Annotated in this window: 15 protein-coding genes; 14 read left to right on the top strand and 1 reads right to left on the bottom strand. The window is 29.3% G+C overall.

The features are described from left to right. The first annotated feature begins 44 nt into the window (after positions 1 to 44). On the top strand, positions 45 to 866 hold the full coding sequence (locus Tmeso_RS06915; RefSeq protein WP_099189581.1) for a nitroreductase family protein: 822 nt from the start codon (positions 45 to 47) through the stop codon (positions 864 to 866). A gap of 236 nt (positions 867 to 1,102) precedes the next feature. Here Tmeso_RS06915 and Tmeso_RS06910 read toward each other — a convergent pair whose 3' ends face one another. Then, complete coding sequence (locus tag Tmeso_RS06910) at positions 1,103 to 2,023, bottom strand: DUF2935 domain-containing protein (protein ID WP_099189579.1); 921 nt, start codon at positions 2,021 to 2,023, stop codon at positions 1,103 to 1,105. A gap of 361 nt (positions 2,024 to 2,384) precedes the next feature. Between Tmeso_RS06910 and Tmeso_RS06905 the strand changes: the two genes are divergently transcribed. The 13 genes from Tmeso_RS06905 (at position 2,385) to Tmeso_RS17065 (ending at position 15,557) form a co-directional block, all read left to right on the top strand. Beyond that, positions 2,385 to 3,767, top strand: coding sequence for a sulfurtransferase (locus Tmeso_RS06905; protein WP_099189577.1), 1,383 nt, complete (start codon positions 2,385 to 2,387; stop codon positions 3,765 to 3,767). Positions 3,768 to 3,779: 12 nt separating this feature from the next. Continuing rightward, positions 3,780 to 4,178 (top strand): hypothetical protein, encoded by a 399-nt coding sequence (locus Tmeso_RS06900; protein ID WP_145993136.1) that lies wholly within the window; start codon positions 3,780 to 3,782, stop codon positions 4,176 to 4,178. Positions 4,179 to 4,309: 131 nt separating this feature from the next. Next, positions 4,310 to 5,062, top strand: a complete 753-nt coding sequence (locus tag Tmeso_RS06895) for an exodeoxyribonuclease III (RefSeq protein WP_099189573.1) — start codon at positions 4,310 to 4,312, stop codon at positions 5,060 to 5,062. A 170-nt stretch (positions 5,063 to 5,232) separates the two neighbouring features. Continuing rightward, positions 5,233 to 5,727 carry a sigma-70 family RNA polymerase sigma factor gene (locus Tmeso_RS06890; RefSeq protein WP_242967889.1) on the top strand — a complete coding sequence of 165 codons (495 nt, stop codon included), beginning with the start codon at positions 5,233 to 5,235 and terminating at the stop codon, positions 5,725 to 5,727. Positions 5,728 to 5,729: 2 nt separating this feature from the next. Further along, positions 5,730 to 6,584, top strand: a complete 855-nt coding sequence (locus Tmeso_RS06885) for a DUF3298 and DUF4163 domain-containing protein (RefSeq protein ID WP_099189570.1) — start codon at positions 5,730 to 5,732, stop codon at positions 6,582 to 6,584. 512 nt (positions 6,585 to 7,096) lie between these two features. Beyond that, positions 7,097 to 8,548: an aminotransferase class I/II-fold pyridoxal phosphate-dependent enzyme gene (locus tag Tmeso_RS06880; RefSeq protein ID WP_099189569.1), complete on the top strand. Its 1,452-nt coding sequence runs from the start codon at positions 7,097 to 7,099 to the stop codon at positions 8,546 to 8,548. Between the two features lie 388 nt (positions 8,549 to 8,936). Next, a complete protein-coding gene (gene speD, locus Tmeso_RS06875) occupies positions 8,937 to 9,353 on the top strand; it encodes an adenosylmethionine decarboxylase (protein WP_099189567.1) in 417 nt (138 codons plus the stop codon). A 30-nt stretch (positions 9,354 to 9,383) separates the two neighbouring features. Next, complete coding sequence (gene speE, locus Tmeso_RS06870; protein ID WP_099189565.1) at positions 9,384 to 10,238, top strand: polyamine aminopropyltransferase; 855 nt, start codon at positions 9,384 to 9,386, stop codon at positions 10,236 to 10,238. Continuing rightward, positions 10,225 to 11,076, top strand: coding sequence for an agmatinase (gene speB / locus Tmeso_RS06865; protein WP_099189563.1), 852 nt, complete (start codon positions 10,225 to 10,227; stop codon positions 11,074 to 11,076). The genes speE and speB overlap by 14 nt, the downstream gene beginning before the upstream one ends. Before the next feature lie 591 nt (positions 11,077 to 11,667). Further along, positions 11,668 to 12,264 carry a 30S ribosomal protein S4 gene (gene rpsD / locus Tmeso_RS06860; RefSeq protein WP_099189561.1) on the top strand — a complete coding sequence of 199 codons (597 nt, stop codon included), beginning with the start codon at positions 11,668 to 11,670 and terminating at the stop codon, positions 12,262 to 12,264. Positions 12,265 to 12,570: 306 nt separating this feature from the next. Further along, positions 12,571 to 13,479, top strand: a complete 909-nt coding sequence (locus tag Tmeso_RS06855; RefSeq protein ID WP_099189560.1) for an ATP-grasp domain-containing protein — start codon at positions 12,571 to 12,573, stop codon at positions 13,477 to 13,479. 27 nt (positions 13,480 to 13,506) lie between these two features. Next, complete coding sequence (locus Tmeso_RS06850) at positions 13,507 to 14,007, top strand: GNAT family N-acetyltransferase (protein WP_099189558.1); 501 nt, start codon at positions 13,507 to 13,509, stop codon at positions 14,005 to 14,007. Positions 14,008 to 14,288: 281 nt separating this feature from the next. After that, positions 14,289 to 15,557, top strand: coding sequence for a hypothetical protein (locus Tmeso_RS17065; protein ID WP_330400317.1), 1,269 nt, complete (start codon positions 14,289 to 14,291; stop codon positions 15,555 to 15,557). The last annotated feature ends 148 nt before the right edge of the window (positions 15,558 to 15,705 follow it).

Genomic DNA, 15,705 nt, shown 5'->3' with positions numbered 1-15,705 from the left:
TTTTATTTATGTATATGTCAAAAATATAAGGAGTAGATTATTATATGATTAAGGTAGATTCCGGAAAATGCATAGGATGTATGCAATGTGTTAAAGATTGTTTTCCAAATGATATACAAATGATTAATGGTAAAGCAAAAGTTAATAATATAACATGTATTAAGTGTGGACACTGTATTGCCGTATGTCCCAAAGGTGCTGTATCAACAGATGAGTACAATATGAAGGATGTAAAGGATTATAACAAAGAAGAATTTACAGTGGATGCTGATAATTTATTAAATCTTATAAAATTCAGAAGGAGTGTAAGGCAATTCACAAATAAAGAAGTAGAAGAAGAGAAAATTACTAAAATTATAGAGAGTGGAAGATTTACTCAAACAGGTATTAATCTTCAGGATGTGTCTTATATAGTAGTAAGAGAAGGATTGGATGAATTAAAGTCTTTAACATTTCAAACTTTGAGCAATGTTGGAAAGAACTTATTAGATAATTTAACCCCAGAAACTATGCCATTTAAGAAATACGGACAGATGTGGATAAAAATGTATGAAGAGTATAAAAAAAATCCTATTGAAAATGACAAACTATTTTTTAATGCTCCAGCAGTAATAATAGTTACAGCTAATTCACCATTAAATGGAGCCTTAGCTTCTTCGAATATGGAACTTATGACTAATGCTTTAGGTCTTGGAACATTTTTTAGTGGATTTTTTGTAAAAGCAGCTGAGGAAAACAAAAAAATTATGGATCTTCTTGGAGTCAAAGATGGTAAAAAAATTGTAACATGCATGGTTATAGGATATCCTAATGTAAAATATTTAAGAACTGTACCAAGAAAAAAAGCAGATATATGCTGGACATAGACATAAAGGTACCTATCTATTAAAATGTGTAAATTTTATATTTAGATTAAAATATAAAATTTGCACATTTTTAATTAGATACTTATTTATAAACAAGGAATTATATAGTTTTCGACTTGTGTATAATATTGATAAGTGAACTGAAGTCGCAACTATTTTGAGCAACGGAGCCCGTAGGACTCGTTGGCGACATGAGCTATGCGTTAGCATAAAGCGAATTTTTATAAATTTGTTATTTATTTAAAGTTTTGTGTATATGAATCTAATAATATTAGATAGTGATTCGCCTCTCTTAAAACATGATCTCCTAATAGAGGAAGTATAATTGATTTTATCTTACAGTCAAGTATTCCCTTTGTGCCTTGTGCTTTAAAATCCCTTAATTTTTCAGTAGCTTCTTTAGTTTCTTTTGTTAGTGTTGGAAGTTTAGATATATTGTTTACAGCATTTAATGCGTCTTTCGTTAATTCATCAAACTCATTGCCAAAATCATTAGATATATTAAATAGTTCTTCCTCAGAAGGATCTAAAAGACCGCGAATGAACTTGGAGTGTTCAGCCATAATCTGATTCCAAAATGCTTCTTGTTTAAGAGCGGTTTCTACCGTGTTAGGATTAGTTCTAGTTTGTAATTTTCTAAGGATGTTTACGTAAAATTTGGCTTCCCTAAGAATATGCTCAATGAGTAATGGATAATTTGCGGTAAAAAGTCTACAGGATAACACATTGTCTAGTATATAAGTTTTAAGTTTAATTATATCTTGTGCTACTTTAATAGCACTATTATTTAGATTGCAGACATAATTAACTATTTTAGGGTTTATATTATGGGAATTATATTTATTATCTAGAGACATTTCAGCCTTAGTAATATTTGTATTAATAGGGATACCGGTTAAAAATGATGTTGCTTTTTCAGCTTCATAAGTATACTGAGTAAGCATATCATTGTTTAGAGATACAATACCATAAGATAGATTTGCTGTTTCACTAAGTAGAAATTCAAGATTTCTAGTAATTATACGTGCTTGTTCAGCAATATCATGATTTTTAGGTGGTAAGGAAGCTTCAATAAATATGGCATGCTCCTTTAATATACGTAAGAAAAATAAGTTTATATCTAAAGATTGTTTAACATATTCATAATTAGATAACATTGTACTACCTCCAGTAAGCTAAATTTATTTTTACAATACTAATATATGGGATAATAATAATGAGTGTGTATTTACTAATTTAATATTTAGTAATCTTTTATCCGAAAGCTAAGAGTTCTAACACTCCACCCTCTTCAGGTTGGAGATAAGAACTCTACAACTTCTGGATAAGTTCAACTAACCTTCAGATGGAGTTACAAACTCCAGCTGAAGATAAGTTTCACTTGATAAATTGTCTATATCTATCATTAAAAAAAATTATACAAAAATTTTGATTATAAAAAAAAACTATAAAGATTTACACTAACTAACATATAATGATATACTAGTGCAAAAAACAGTCAGAGGAGTTGGAACTATCATGAGAAAAGCACTTATAATTATACTATCCCTGATGATGCTTATATTAGGGCTTGTTGGATGTTCGAATGAGGATAAGAAAAAAGAGGTAAATAATAATTCTGAAGGTAAATATAATATTGTTGATACTAAAAAGGTTGAAGATGCACTTAAAGATGATTCTTGGGTAGTTGTAGATACACGCTTAAATGATGCTTTTAATGGATGGAAATTAGATGGTATTAGCAGAGGTGGAAGAATTAAAGGTGCTGTAGATTTCTCTGCTAATTGGTTAAAAGTTGAAGTTGATAAAGAAAAGGTTAATAAAGAAGAGGTTTTAAATGAAGCACTTGAAACAAAGGGAATAACTAAAGATAAAAATATAGTTTTATACGATGCAAATGGAAAAGATTCTAAAGAAGTGGCTGATTATTTAAAAGGAAAAGGATACAATAATTTATATTTATATGATGTTAATAAATGGTCAGATGATGAAAAATTACCAATGGAAAAATATAAAAATTATCAATTGATAGTACCAGCATCAATTACAAAAGATATTATTGATGGAAAGAAACCAGAATCGTTTGAGAATAGTAAAAATATAAAAATTGTTGAAGCTAGTTGGGGAGAAGGAAAAACTTCTTATGCTAAGGGACATATTCCTACTTCATTCCATATAGATACAGATGAAATTGAACCTCCTCCAATGTGGATGTTAGCGGATGATGAAACTCTTAAAAAAGTTGCTCTTAAATATGGATTTACAAAAGATGATACTGTAATAATTACAGGAGAAGAACAGATGGCTGCATATAGAGTAGCTACAGTACTTAGATATATAGGAGTTAATGATGTAAGAGTTTTAAATGGTGGAACAATGTCTTGGACTATGGCAGGATATGAATTAGAAACTACAAGTAACAAAGCTATACCAGTTGAAGATTTTGGTGGAGTTATACCTGGAAATCCAGATGTTATAGATACAATGGAAGAAACTAGAAAAGGATTAAAGACACCTGATAAATTCACATTAGTGGACAATCGTACTTGGGATGAGCATATAGGTAAGATAAGTGGATATTCATACCATGATAAAATGGGTAGAGTACCTGGATCAATATTTGGATATGCAGGGAAAACAGATTCTATCTCTCTAGATTATTATAGAAATATAGACAAGACTATGAGAAATGCAAATGAATTCCTTGATCTTTGGAAAAAACAAGGTATAGATACAACTAAGCACTTATCGTTCATGTGTGGTAGTGGATGGAGAGTTGCTGAGATATATACTTATGCTGATGTTGTTGGACTTGACGATATATCTATATTTAGTGATGGATGGATCGGATGGAGTAATGATCCTAGCAATCCAATTGAAACAGGAGAGCCTAAAAAGTAGGTGGAAAGACTTTTGAAAAATAAGATTTTTAATATTATATTATATGGAATTGAGCTTATATTATTTATAGCACTATTTGTTTTAGAGTATTTATCGGGATATAAAGCTGGTGTTATGAAACATTTATATTTCAAAAAAATGGAGTATCTAGCTAAAGTATATACTCAAGATGCAATGATGATGCATTCTATGATATTATTAATTTTGCTTATAGTATTATTAATAATATGCAAGAAAAGAGTAAGTTCTAATAGAAAAATAAGTATGATTATGTTTAGTGTATATGGCATTGTTTTAATTTTAGCATTCCATATTCCTTATATTAAGGAATTAAACATATATGCTTATACATTGATGGTATTAGAATCAGTAATTGCAATTGAGACGATAAGAATTATTATAAATAAATAAAAATGAAGCACTAATCCTTTATGGATATAGTGCTTCATTTTTTATTTATAAAATTTGATTTGTTTTGGATACAATAATATTTGGTATAATCTATATATAATTAAAAACAATTTTTAGAAAAGGAGATTATTATGAAGCTTATATCTTGGAATGTAAATGGCTTAAGAGCTATAGTTAAAAAGAATTTTATGGAGTTTTTTGAAGAAATAGATGCAGATATATTTTGTCTACAAGAAATAAAGCTACAAGAAGGGCAAATAGATCTTGAGCTTGAAGGGTATGAACAATACTTTAATTATGCTGAAAAAAAGGGATACTCAGGAACGGCTATATTTACCAAATATAAGCCTATATCTATAGAATACGGAATAGGAATAGAGGAACATGATAAAGAAGGGCGTGTTATAACTATAGAGCTTGAAGACTATTATGTTGTAACTGTATATACTCCAAATTCTCAAACTAAGCTTGCAAGACTTGATTATAGAATGAAGTGGGAAGATGCTTTTAAGGATTATCTTAAAAACCTAGAAAAATCCAAGCCTGTTGTAGTTTGTGGAGATTTAAATGTAGCTCACAAAGAAATAGATCTTAAAAATCCTAAGTCGAATAGAAAAAATGCAGGTTTTTCAGATGAAGAAAGAGAAAAGATGACTAATCTTTTAGAGTGTGGTTTTATAGATACTTATAGATATTTTAATCCTGATAAAGCAGAGGTATATTCTTGGTGGAGTTATAGATTCAATGCTAGAGCTAATAATGCCGGTTGGCGTATAGATTATTTCTTAGCATCTAAAGATCTAGAAAATAGGTTGATTTCAGCTAATATACATACAGAAGTTGTGGGATCAGATCACTGTCCAGTTGAACTTATATTAAAATAGAATTATAGTACTCCATATATGGGGTACTATAATTTTTTTTGCTATTATAAATTATAAATTATAAAAAATGAAAAATTAAATATATATATAAATTTAAACTTTTTAAGTTGGTAAAACGTCTAAGTATTATAGTGAGAATAAATAATAAAAATATAGAGAGGAATATGGTTATGATAAGACGCAAAAACAAGAATTACAATGAACTTGTAAAGTATATAACTGATAACCAAGAGCGTTTATACAAATTTGCATATACGTATGTAAAGAATCAGCAAGAGGCATTAGATATAGTTCAGGAATCTATATACAAGGCATTATCCTCAATCAATACATTGAAAAATATAGATTATATGAAATCTTGGCTGTACAAAATAATAATAAACACTAGTATAAACCATATAAGAAAAACTAAAAGAGTAATAGTTATAGATGAATTAAATGATAAATATGAATGTAAAGAAGATGACCTAGATAGCAATATAGATTTATATGAAGCGATAGATAAACTGGATGAAAATCAAAAAACAATAGTAGTATTAAGGTACTTTGAAGATATGAAAATAGAAGACATAGCTAAAACTATAGATTGTAATATAAGCACTGTTAAATCTAGATTATACAGTGCTTTAGATAAGCTTAAAATAATTATGAACGAAGGGGTGTAAATATGGATAATAAACTTAGAGATTTAAAACAAAAGTATGATTCTATACAAATACCTGATGAACTAGAGAATATAGTTAATTCTACTATAAAAAATCATGAAAAAAATAGTAAAAATAAATCATTTTATACAAGAAAGCTTGTAATGGCAGCCTCTGTATTTATTGTGTTTACAGGAATATTTATAGCAACTTTAAATACTAATAAATCTTTTGCCCAAAGCATCAGCAAGGTTCCTATTATAGGAAGTATAGCTAAATTATTGACATTTAAAGATTATGAAATTCATAGTGATTTAATAGATGCCGAAATTAAAATACCTAAGGTTGAGGGGTTATCAGATAAAAAACTTGAGCAAAAAATAAACGATGAAATATATGAAAAAATGAAGTTAAGAGTAAAAGAAGCAGAAGAAAGAGCATTGGAATATAAGGAGGCATATATAGCGACTGGAGGAACAGAAGAAGACTATAGACCGATAATAGTTAAGGTAGATTATGAGCTTAAATCAGTTAATGATAATACGATATCTTTTATTGTATATCAGTACGAATCATTGGCCAGTTCATACGCGCAGACTTATTATTACAATATAGATATTACAAATAATAAAATAATAAGCATAGACAATATACTAGGAAAAGACTATAAAAAAACAATAGATGAGAGCGTATATTTTCAAATAGAAGAAAGAAAAAAAGATGAAAATAACATTTTCTTTGAGGGTGATATGGGATTTAATGGAATAAAAGAAGTGCCTAATTTTTATATAAATAAGGATGGAAAAGTAGTAATTGTATTTGACAAGTATGAAATAGCACCTGGGTATATGGATGAACAAGAATTTGTCATAGAATAATTTTCAAAAAATAAAAAAATATAAAATAAACAAGAATGCAATTTTAAATTATTAAAATTGCATTTTTTTGTTTATTTACAGACATAGAATGATTATACAAATAATTATATTGTGGTAAAAAATCCTATGGTTATTATTTTTGAATTTTAGAGTGAATCAGTATACAGTGAGTGAAAGCACTGTATGTTAACAAGAAAGTTTAGATTTTTTTAATATATATTTTGATATATTTACAATATAATATTAATTATTGGCATAAATTTTAAGATTATTTATATTATTAATAAATGATACTAAAATTTGAATAAAACTAATTATGAAATTTAACAATTGATTTATTTCATAAAAGGGATGAGATTAATTTCTTTAAAATATAAGAATGAGACACTATTATAAATAGAAGAATATAAATAGATTCAAAAAATATCTTATTGACAAAAATGAATATTAAATAGTAATATATCAGTTATTATAAGCATTAATGCTAATTTTCCTAGAAAAGGTGGTTGAAAATGATAAGAAATCAAAATGTAACTCCATTATTTGATGCTTTAAAAGAGTACCAAAAAAAGGAAGTAGTTCCTTTTGATGTGCCTGGGCATAAGCATGGAAGAGGATTGCCTGAACTTGCAAATTATCTAGGTGAAACAGTTTTGCAAGTTGATGTGAATTCTATGAAGTGTTTGGATAATATAAGTAATCCTGTGGGTGTTATCAAAGAATCAGAAGAACTTATGGCTCAAGCATATTGTGCAGATCATGCATTTTTCTTAGTTAATGGGACATCATCTGGAGTTCAAGCTATGATAATGAGCGTATGTAATCCTGGTGATAAAATTATAATTCCAAGAAATGCACATAAATCTGCTATAAATGGACTTATATTAAGTGGAGGAATACCTGTATATGTTCAGCCACAGACTAATGATGAACTTGGAATAGCAATGGGAGTTTCTGTTGAAAGTATTGAAGAAGCTATTGAAGAAAACCCTGATGTTAAAGCTGTATTTATAATAAATCCAACTTATTACGGTGCAACATCAGATTTAAAACGAATAATTGAAATAGCACATGAAAACGATATTGCAGTTATAGTTGATGAAGCTCATGGAGCTCATTTTAGATTTCATAAGGAGCTTCCGATGGGGGCTATGGAGCTAGGAGCAGATATGTCTGCTGTTAGTATCCATAAAACAGGAGGGTCCTTAACTCAAAGTTCAGCTTTATTGTTAAATGAAGGGTTTATAGATAAAAATAGAGTAAAAACAATATTAAATCTTACTCAAACTACTAGTGCATCATACTTGCTGATGTCTAGCCTTGACGTAGCCAGAAAAATGCTTGCAACTCAAGGAGAAGAAGTGCTTACAAGAGTATTGGGAATTTCAAGAAAAGCTAGAAATGAAATAAATAAAATTGAAGGACTATATGCTTTTGGTAATGAATTAATAGGGCAAGATGGCGTGCATAATTTTGACGAAACTAAGCTAGGTGTATGTGTAAAAGGTATTGGAATGACTGGATTTGAGGCGTATGATACATTGAGAGATGAATATAATATACAAGTTGAACTTGGAGATGTATATAATATATTAGCAATTATAAGTGTTGGAGATGATAATTATTCTATAAAAAAACTTATAGATGCTCTTAAAGATATGAAGGATAAATATGGAAAAGATAAGCTTAATTTTGATAGAGTTGTATTAGATAATCCTCAAATTGTAGTATCACCAAGAGATGCTTTTTATACTAGAAAAAGAATAATAAAACTCGAAGATTCAGAAGGTGAAGTAAGTGGTGAATCTATAATGGCATATCCGCCTGGAATACCTATAATTACACCAGGCGAAAGAATAAGTAGAGAAATTATAGAATATATAAAATTTATTAAAAATCAACATAGTATGATGACTGATACTGAGGATCCGTATGTTGAAAATATAAAAGTTTTAGGAATATAATTATAAGAAAAAAGAGACTATATTTAAATATAGGCTCTTTTTTTATGCATGAATAAGTTATAAAATTTCTATATTTTGGATGATGATTAAAAATTAGCTAAAATATTAAATAACTAATTTACACAATATTTATTGGATTATTTTTCTGAGTTACAAAACTATAAAAGTTTTTAAAAAATTATTGACAAACTCAAAAAAAAGAGTATAGTAGATAATGTATTTACTATAAATCAATTTTAAGTTTACAAATAGTAAACAGTAATGTAAATCAATTTTAAGTTTACAAATAATAAACTTTAGAACAAAAATAAACTTTGAGTTTACAAATAGTAAACGGAATTTATATATTTTAAAGATTTTAAACTTGACATGAAAAGGAGAGATATATATGAAAATAGAACAATTAGGAAGACACATTTTGGTTGAATTTTATGATTGTGATAAGGAAATTTTAAATAATCATGCTTTAGTTGAGAAGTATATGGTTGAGGCAGCTAAAGAGGCAAATGCTACTGTAGTTACTAGCTGTTTTCATATGTTCAATCCATGGGGAGTTAGTGGAGCTGTTATAATTCAAGAGTCTCACCTGACAATACACACTTGGCCAGAGTATGGATATGCTTCTGTTGACTTGTTTACTTGTGGTGATTCTGTAAATCCTTGGGTAGCATTTGATTATCTTGAAAAGAATCTTAAAGCAGAAAAAAGTGAAGCATCGGAAGTTGCAAGAGGACTTGTAGATAGAATAAGACATAATTCAAAAGAAAAATTTGAAGAGATTAAATTTAAGCCAGACGCAGAGTAAAAAATACGAAATAAATAAAGGAGGCAAAAAATGCAATTATGGTATACGGAAGAACAAACAGATAACGTAAAATTTTCAATAAAAGTAAAAAGACACCTTTTTTCAGAGGCGAGTGAATTTCAGCAAGTAGATGTTTTTGATACACACGAATTTGGAAGATTGCTTACTATAGATGGGCTTGTAATGGTTACAGAAAAAGATGAGTTTATATATCATGATATGATAACTCATGTTGCCATGGCTACTAATTTAGACATTAAAAATGTTCTTGTAATAGGAGCTGGTGATGGAGGAACAGTAAGAGAACTTACAAGATATAAAAGTATAGAGAAAATAGATATGGTTGAAATAGATGAACTAGTAGTTACAGCGTCAAAAGAATATTTACCTATAACAGCTTGTAAATTAGATGACCCTAGAGTCAACCTGTACTTTGAAGATGGAATTAAGTTTGTAGAGGGTAAAGAGAATACTTATGATTTGATAATCGTGGATTCTACAGACCCGATAGGACCTGGAGAAGGTCTTTTTACAACAGAATTTTATACCAATTGCTATAAAGCCTTAACGGAAAAAGGTATACTAATAAATCAAAATGAAAGTCCATACTACTCAGAGAATGCAAGAGAAATGAGTAGAGCTCATAAAAAGATTAAAAAGATATTTCCAATAGCAAAGGCATATCAATATCATATGCCTACGTATCCATCTGGCCATTGGTTATTTGGATTTGCATCAAAACAATTAGATCCTATAAAAGATTTAGATCAAGAAAAGTGGAATAGTCTTGGAATAAAGACTAAATACTATAACACAGATATTCACATAGGAGCATTTGCTCTTCCAACATACGTTAAGGAGATGCTGGAAGATGAATCTATTTAAGAATGTATCTACTTTTTTAGGTTTCGATAATGAATATGAAGAATCTAAGTTAGTCTTATTTGGAAGTCCATTTGATGGGACTACTTCATTTAGACCTGGAACTAGATTTGCTTGTAATGTAATGAGAAACGAATCATATGGACTTGAAACATACAGTCCTTATTTAGATAAAGATTTAGAAGATGTTAAAGCATTTGATGCAGGCGATTTAGAGTTCCCATTTGGGAACACACAAAAGGTATTAGATGAGATATATAATTTCACATCAAAAATATTAAAAGATGATAAAACTCCTATAATGATAGGAGGAGAGCATTTAGTATCATTGGGAAGTATAAAAGCAGTATACGAAAAGTATAATGATATGTACCTAATCCACTTTGATGCACACACAGATCTTAGAGATGATTATTTAGGAGAACCATTATCTCATGCATCGGTAATAAGAAGATGTTGGGATTTCATGGGTGATAATAAAATATATCAATTCGGCATAAGATCTGGAGAAAAAACAGAGTTTGAATGGGCAAAGAAACATACTAATTTGACTAAATTTTCTTGTGAAGGCCTTGAAGAAGCGGTTGAAAAAATAGGAGATAAACCTGTTTATATAACAATAGATTTAGATATTTTAGATCCATCTATTTTTTCAGGAACTGGGACTCCTGAGCCTGGAGGAATTACTTTTAATGAAATGATGAAAGCTATAAAAACTATGAGTTCGTTAAATATAGTTGGAGCTGATATTGTAGAACTTGCACCACAGTACGATACGAGTGGAGTTTCAAATGCGGTTGCATGTAAGATATTAAGAGAGATGGCATTGATAATATCATAATATAAAAATAACGCTTATTAAATTTAATAAGCGTTATTTTTTATTCTATAGGAAGTATATCGTTTTAAATCTGTGGAGAACATTGATGAAATAACTACACTTGCTTGGCGACATGAGTCAGCGCGTAGCTATTAGACGAGTTTTTTATATGAAATTTCGTTGATTAAAATCTAAATCTATCGTCAATTCTATTAAATGATTTAACTACATCTTCAAAAGAATTACTTGTTTCATGTACTAGTATATTTGATTTTTGAATATTTAATTCTATAGTTTACATTTGCTTATACATTTCATCAATAATAGCCTCAACTTCTTTTGTAGCAAAATTCTAATTGATAATAATTTTCACAAAAAGTATTTACAATCAAAATCAAGTAGGGTATAATTTAATTGATAATGAATATTGATATCGATAACACTGCACATTATTGATACATACACATTATCTGTATATTAATGCCATTGTTTTGCACTCTTGGGCTAACAGTCTCTCTTGGTCTGCACCACTAAGAGAGGCTGTTTTTGTGAAAGATAAACGAAATATTATCGCGGCTGCAAAGATAATTAAAATATATGGAGGGAAAGTTTATGGCAAAAGATAGAAGACCACGATTTAAGCTATGCAGAAGATTCGGAGTTAATTTATATGGCCATCCTAAAGCTATGAATCGTCAAGATAAGAATATTAGAAAAAAGAAAATGTCTGATTATGGACTACAACTTAACGAAAAGCAAAAATTAAAAGCTTATTATGGAGTTTTAGAAAAGCAGTTTTTAAGATATATTAAGAGAGCCGTTAAATCTACTGAATTAACAGGTACGGCATTAGCTCAAATGCTAGAATGTAGACTTGATAATATAGTGTATAGGATTGGGATGGCATCTTCTATTAGACAAGCAAGACAGATGGTAACCCACAGACATATACTAGTTAATGGGGAAAGGGTGGACATACCTTCTTATGAGGTAACTCCGGGGGATGTTATAACTCTTAAAGAAAAGTCTAGAAAAAATGAGATGTTTGTAGAAAATTTTAATAAATTTAATACCTCTCAATTAGATTATATAGAAATCGATAATAACAATTTTAGCGGCAAGCTTACAAAGTTACCTGATAGAAAGAGTATACCTATAGAGGTAAGTGATCATCTTGTTGTTGAGTTCTATTCTAAAGTAAAAGCTTAGATAATTAGACCATTTATAAAATTATATAAAGCGAGCTCAATTTAGTTGGGTATCTTAATCCAACTGAATCTGTAGCTTATAAGAATAAAAATAGATATTAAGGTTAAGAATTACTATATTAAGTAATAATATTAACTGTAATATCTATTTTTTTAATAGAAAAATATAATACTGTTATAAATATTATATAGATAAAAATTAATTTATTGTATATAATAGGTATAGCGAGTATTTTAAAGAATAAGCATGAATAACAAAGATTATTTAAATTGAGCTTGCTATATTAGTGTATAGAGGAGAAGATCGATGAAAGGCTGGATTATTTATAGTGAAAATGAGACAGAAATTGTTTCAGAAAGAAATGAAGTCAATAGATTTGTTGAGGAGGCTGAAGTTGAGGGAATTCAACTTACCGTTTTAAGACCAGAACAAATAGACTTGTTTGTAACTAGTCAAAATAGGAAAAGTATATTGGTAGATGGAGAGATAACAACACTACCAGATTTTGTGCTACCTAGGATGGGGGCTGGTACTACATATTTTGCTTTAGCTGTTATTAGACACTTAGAGAGACTTGGTGTGCCATGTATAAATTCATCTCATCCGATAGAGATAGTAAAGGACAAGTTGTATACACAACAGATATTAGCTGAAAAAAATTTCCCTGTTCCCAAAACTATGTTGGCTAAGTTTCCAATAAATATTGATTTAATAGAAAAAAATATTGGATTTCCAGCTGTTATAAAAACATTATCAGGAACTCAAGGGAAAGGTGTATTTTTAACTAATACAAAATCTTCTTTTAAGGATTTAATGCAATTAATAGAGATAACTAATTCTAAATTAAATATAATAATTCAAGAATTTGTAAAAGATAGCTATGGAAGAGATTTGAGGGTATTAATAGTAGGAGGGCGTGCTATTGCATGTATGGAGAGAACAGCTCCAGCTGAAGGGTTTAAATCTAATTTTTCTGATGGAGGAACTGTTAAAGAATATGAATTAACTCCTGAAATAGAATGGTTGGCTACGGAAGCGTGTAAAGTTACGGGGCTTGAGATAGCGGGAGTAGATTTATTGTTTGATGGTGATCACTATCAAATATGTGAAATTAATTCATCACCTGGGTTTAGAGGAATTGAATCATGCTGTGATATAAATGTAGCTAAAGAAATTTTTAAGTATTTGAAAATAAGATTTGGTATATACAACTAACTTTATTTTATTCGAGGAGAGAGCCGTATGATAAAAATACATGAAATAAATAATTTAGATTCATTGTCTGAGATAGATGATAAAGATGAATTGAGCTTTAAAATAGCTGAGTTGGTAAACTCGAATATGAAATATGAAAACAGCACTGATACTTACTCAAAAGATGAAATACAAAAATTAGGAACAAATAAGACTGCTCAATCGATGAAAGAATTAATAAATAAGTCTTATTTAGTATATTTAACAAATGAAAAAAACGAGATAATAGGATGCGGTATGGTGGTTAAACAAGATGGGCGATATTTTGCAAAGACCTTACATATAAGACATGATTATAGAGGATCTGGATATGCTCAAAAAATATGTGATTTGCGCGAAAATTTTCTTAGAAGTATAGGAGAAACGGAAATATATATAGAGTCTTTGAAGTATCCTAAAACCATAGAATTTCATAAAAAAAGAGGCTTTAAAGAAGCTCCTAATTATAGGGAGTTAAAATATACTATACTTATGAAAAAAGATTTATAAAAAAATTCGTCTAGTCGCTACGCGCTGACTCATATCGCCAACGATCCCTAATGGGCTCCGTTGCTTAAAAATAGTTGCAAGTGTAGCTCTTCAGGCAATGCTATCTATAGATTCAAAATCATATAGTTTCTGATGTGTAAAAAATAGGTTGATGTCAATTGTATTGACATCAACCTATTTTTTATAGTTTATATTTATTATTTAAAAGGCTTGGTAATGTAAACCTAATTAAGTATTTTGCATATTATATGAATAAAGTGAAATATTTAAGGGGGGATATAATGTATTTTCATCCTATGTTTTTTCCACAACCTATGAGAAAAAACAACAATAAAAGTTATATACTAGATTTTGAAAAGGGAGATGTGAATGGAGATGAAGTGGTTGATAATGTATATCTAATAGGAGATAAACCTTATGGAGATGGAAGCCCATTCAGAGATAATATACGAATAAAAATAGTAGATGGGAAAACAGGGCGCCAATATATAATTCCACTTCAAGAAAATGCCGGATATAATCCGACTATATTTTTAGGAGACTTTACGAATGACGGAGTAAATAACATCTTTGTAGCTATAGATTCTGGTGGAAGTGGAGGATATGCTTTTTATTATATATATTCATTTCTAAAGAACAAACCCAAGCTGATATTTGATTTTGAAAAATTCAATAAAGATAATGAGTATGAAGTAAATTATATGGATTATTATGAGGCTGAAGTTATAGAAGAGAGTGACAAAGAGAGATATATAATAAATCTTGAATACAAGGGAGAAGAATATTTATCTGAGATATATAATGAAGATGGAACATTGAAAGAGAGCATTAGCGGATGGGTAAATCCTCTTGGAGGATTGTATCCAATAGATTTTAACAGAAATGGAGTATATGGCTTATATGCTGAGCAGAGAATCGCTGGAAGATATAATGCAGATGGGATAGGGTATGTGCAAACATCTCTTGAGTGGAATGGTAGTAATTTTTCGCCGTTTTTTCAAACTATCGGTATATTTGGATCGCAAAAAAAAGATGAAGTTAAGAAGGTTTGTGGATCGGATTTTTCACAAGTAAAATATATATATTCTGAAAATATCAAAGATGAAAAGCTGGAAAAGGCTATCATAAAGTTGTATAAACTAAAAGAATCAGATAATACTAGGTACTACTATAACAGAATAGATTTTGATTCTGATGGGGTACCTGAAGTATTTGTATATGTAGTAGGATCAGCTACATGTGGAAGCGGAGGATGTAGTGCAGCTATATTCAAAGAATCTAATGGGGAATATGAGATTGTTTCACAATTTACATTGGTTAATACACCTGTAGTGGTAAGTGATAATAAGACTAATGGATATAATGATTTGATAATGTATGTATCAGGCGGAGGAATTAATCCATTTTGTGCTGTTATGAAGTATGATGGAACTACTTATCCTAAAAATCCATCTACACAACCTAAGTTAGAGGAAGCAACTAAGGTTAAGGGAACTGGAATAATAAATGATGAAATAAATTTAAATACAGGAATAAATATAGGGTTTTAATATTGAAACCCTATATTTTAGTTGTATAAGGAATACCACGGGTTATACCCGTGGTTCAAAAAAGCTTATAGCTATGAGTAGAAAAAAATAGAACCTCCAATGTAAAATGGAATTAGGTTTGCCGACCAAAACCATTACAAAGGAGGTT

This window comes from Tepidibacter mesophilus (assembly GCF_002724055.1).
In the GTDB taxonomy this organism is placed as follows: Bacteria; Bacillota; Clostridia; order Peptostreptococcales; family Peptostreptococcaceae; genus Tepidibacter_A; species Tepidibacter_A mesophilus.
This window is presented reverse-complemented; position numbering and strand designations above follow the sequence as displayed.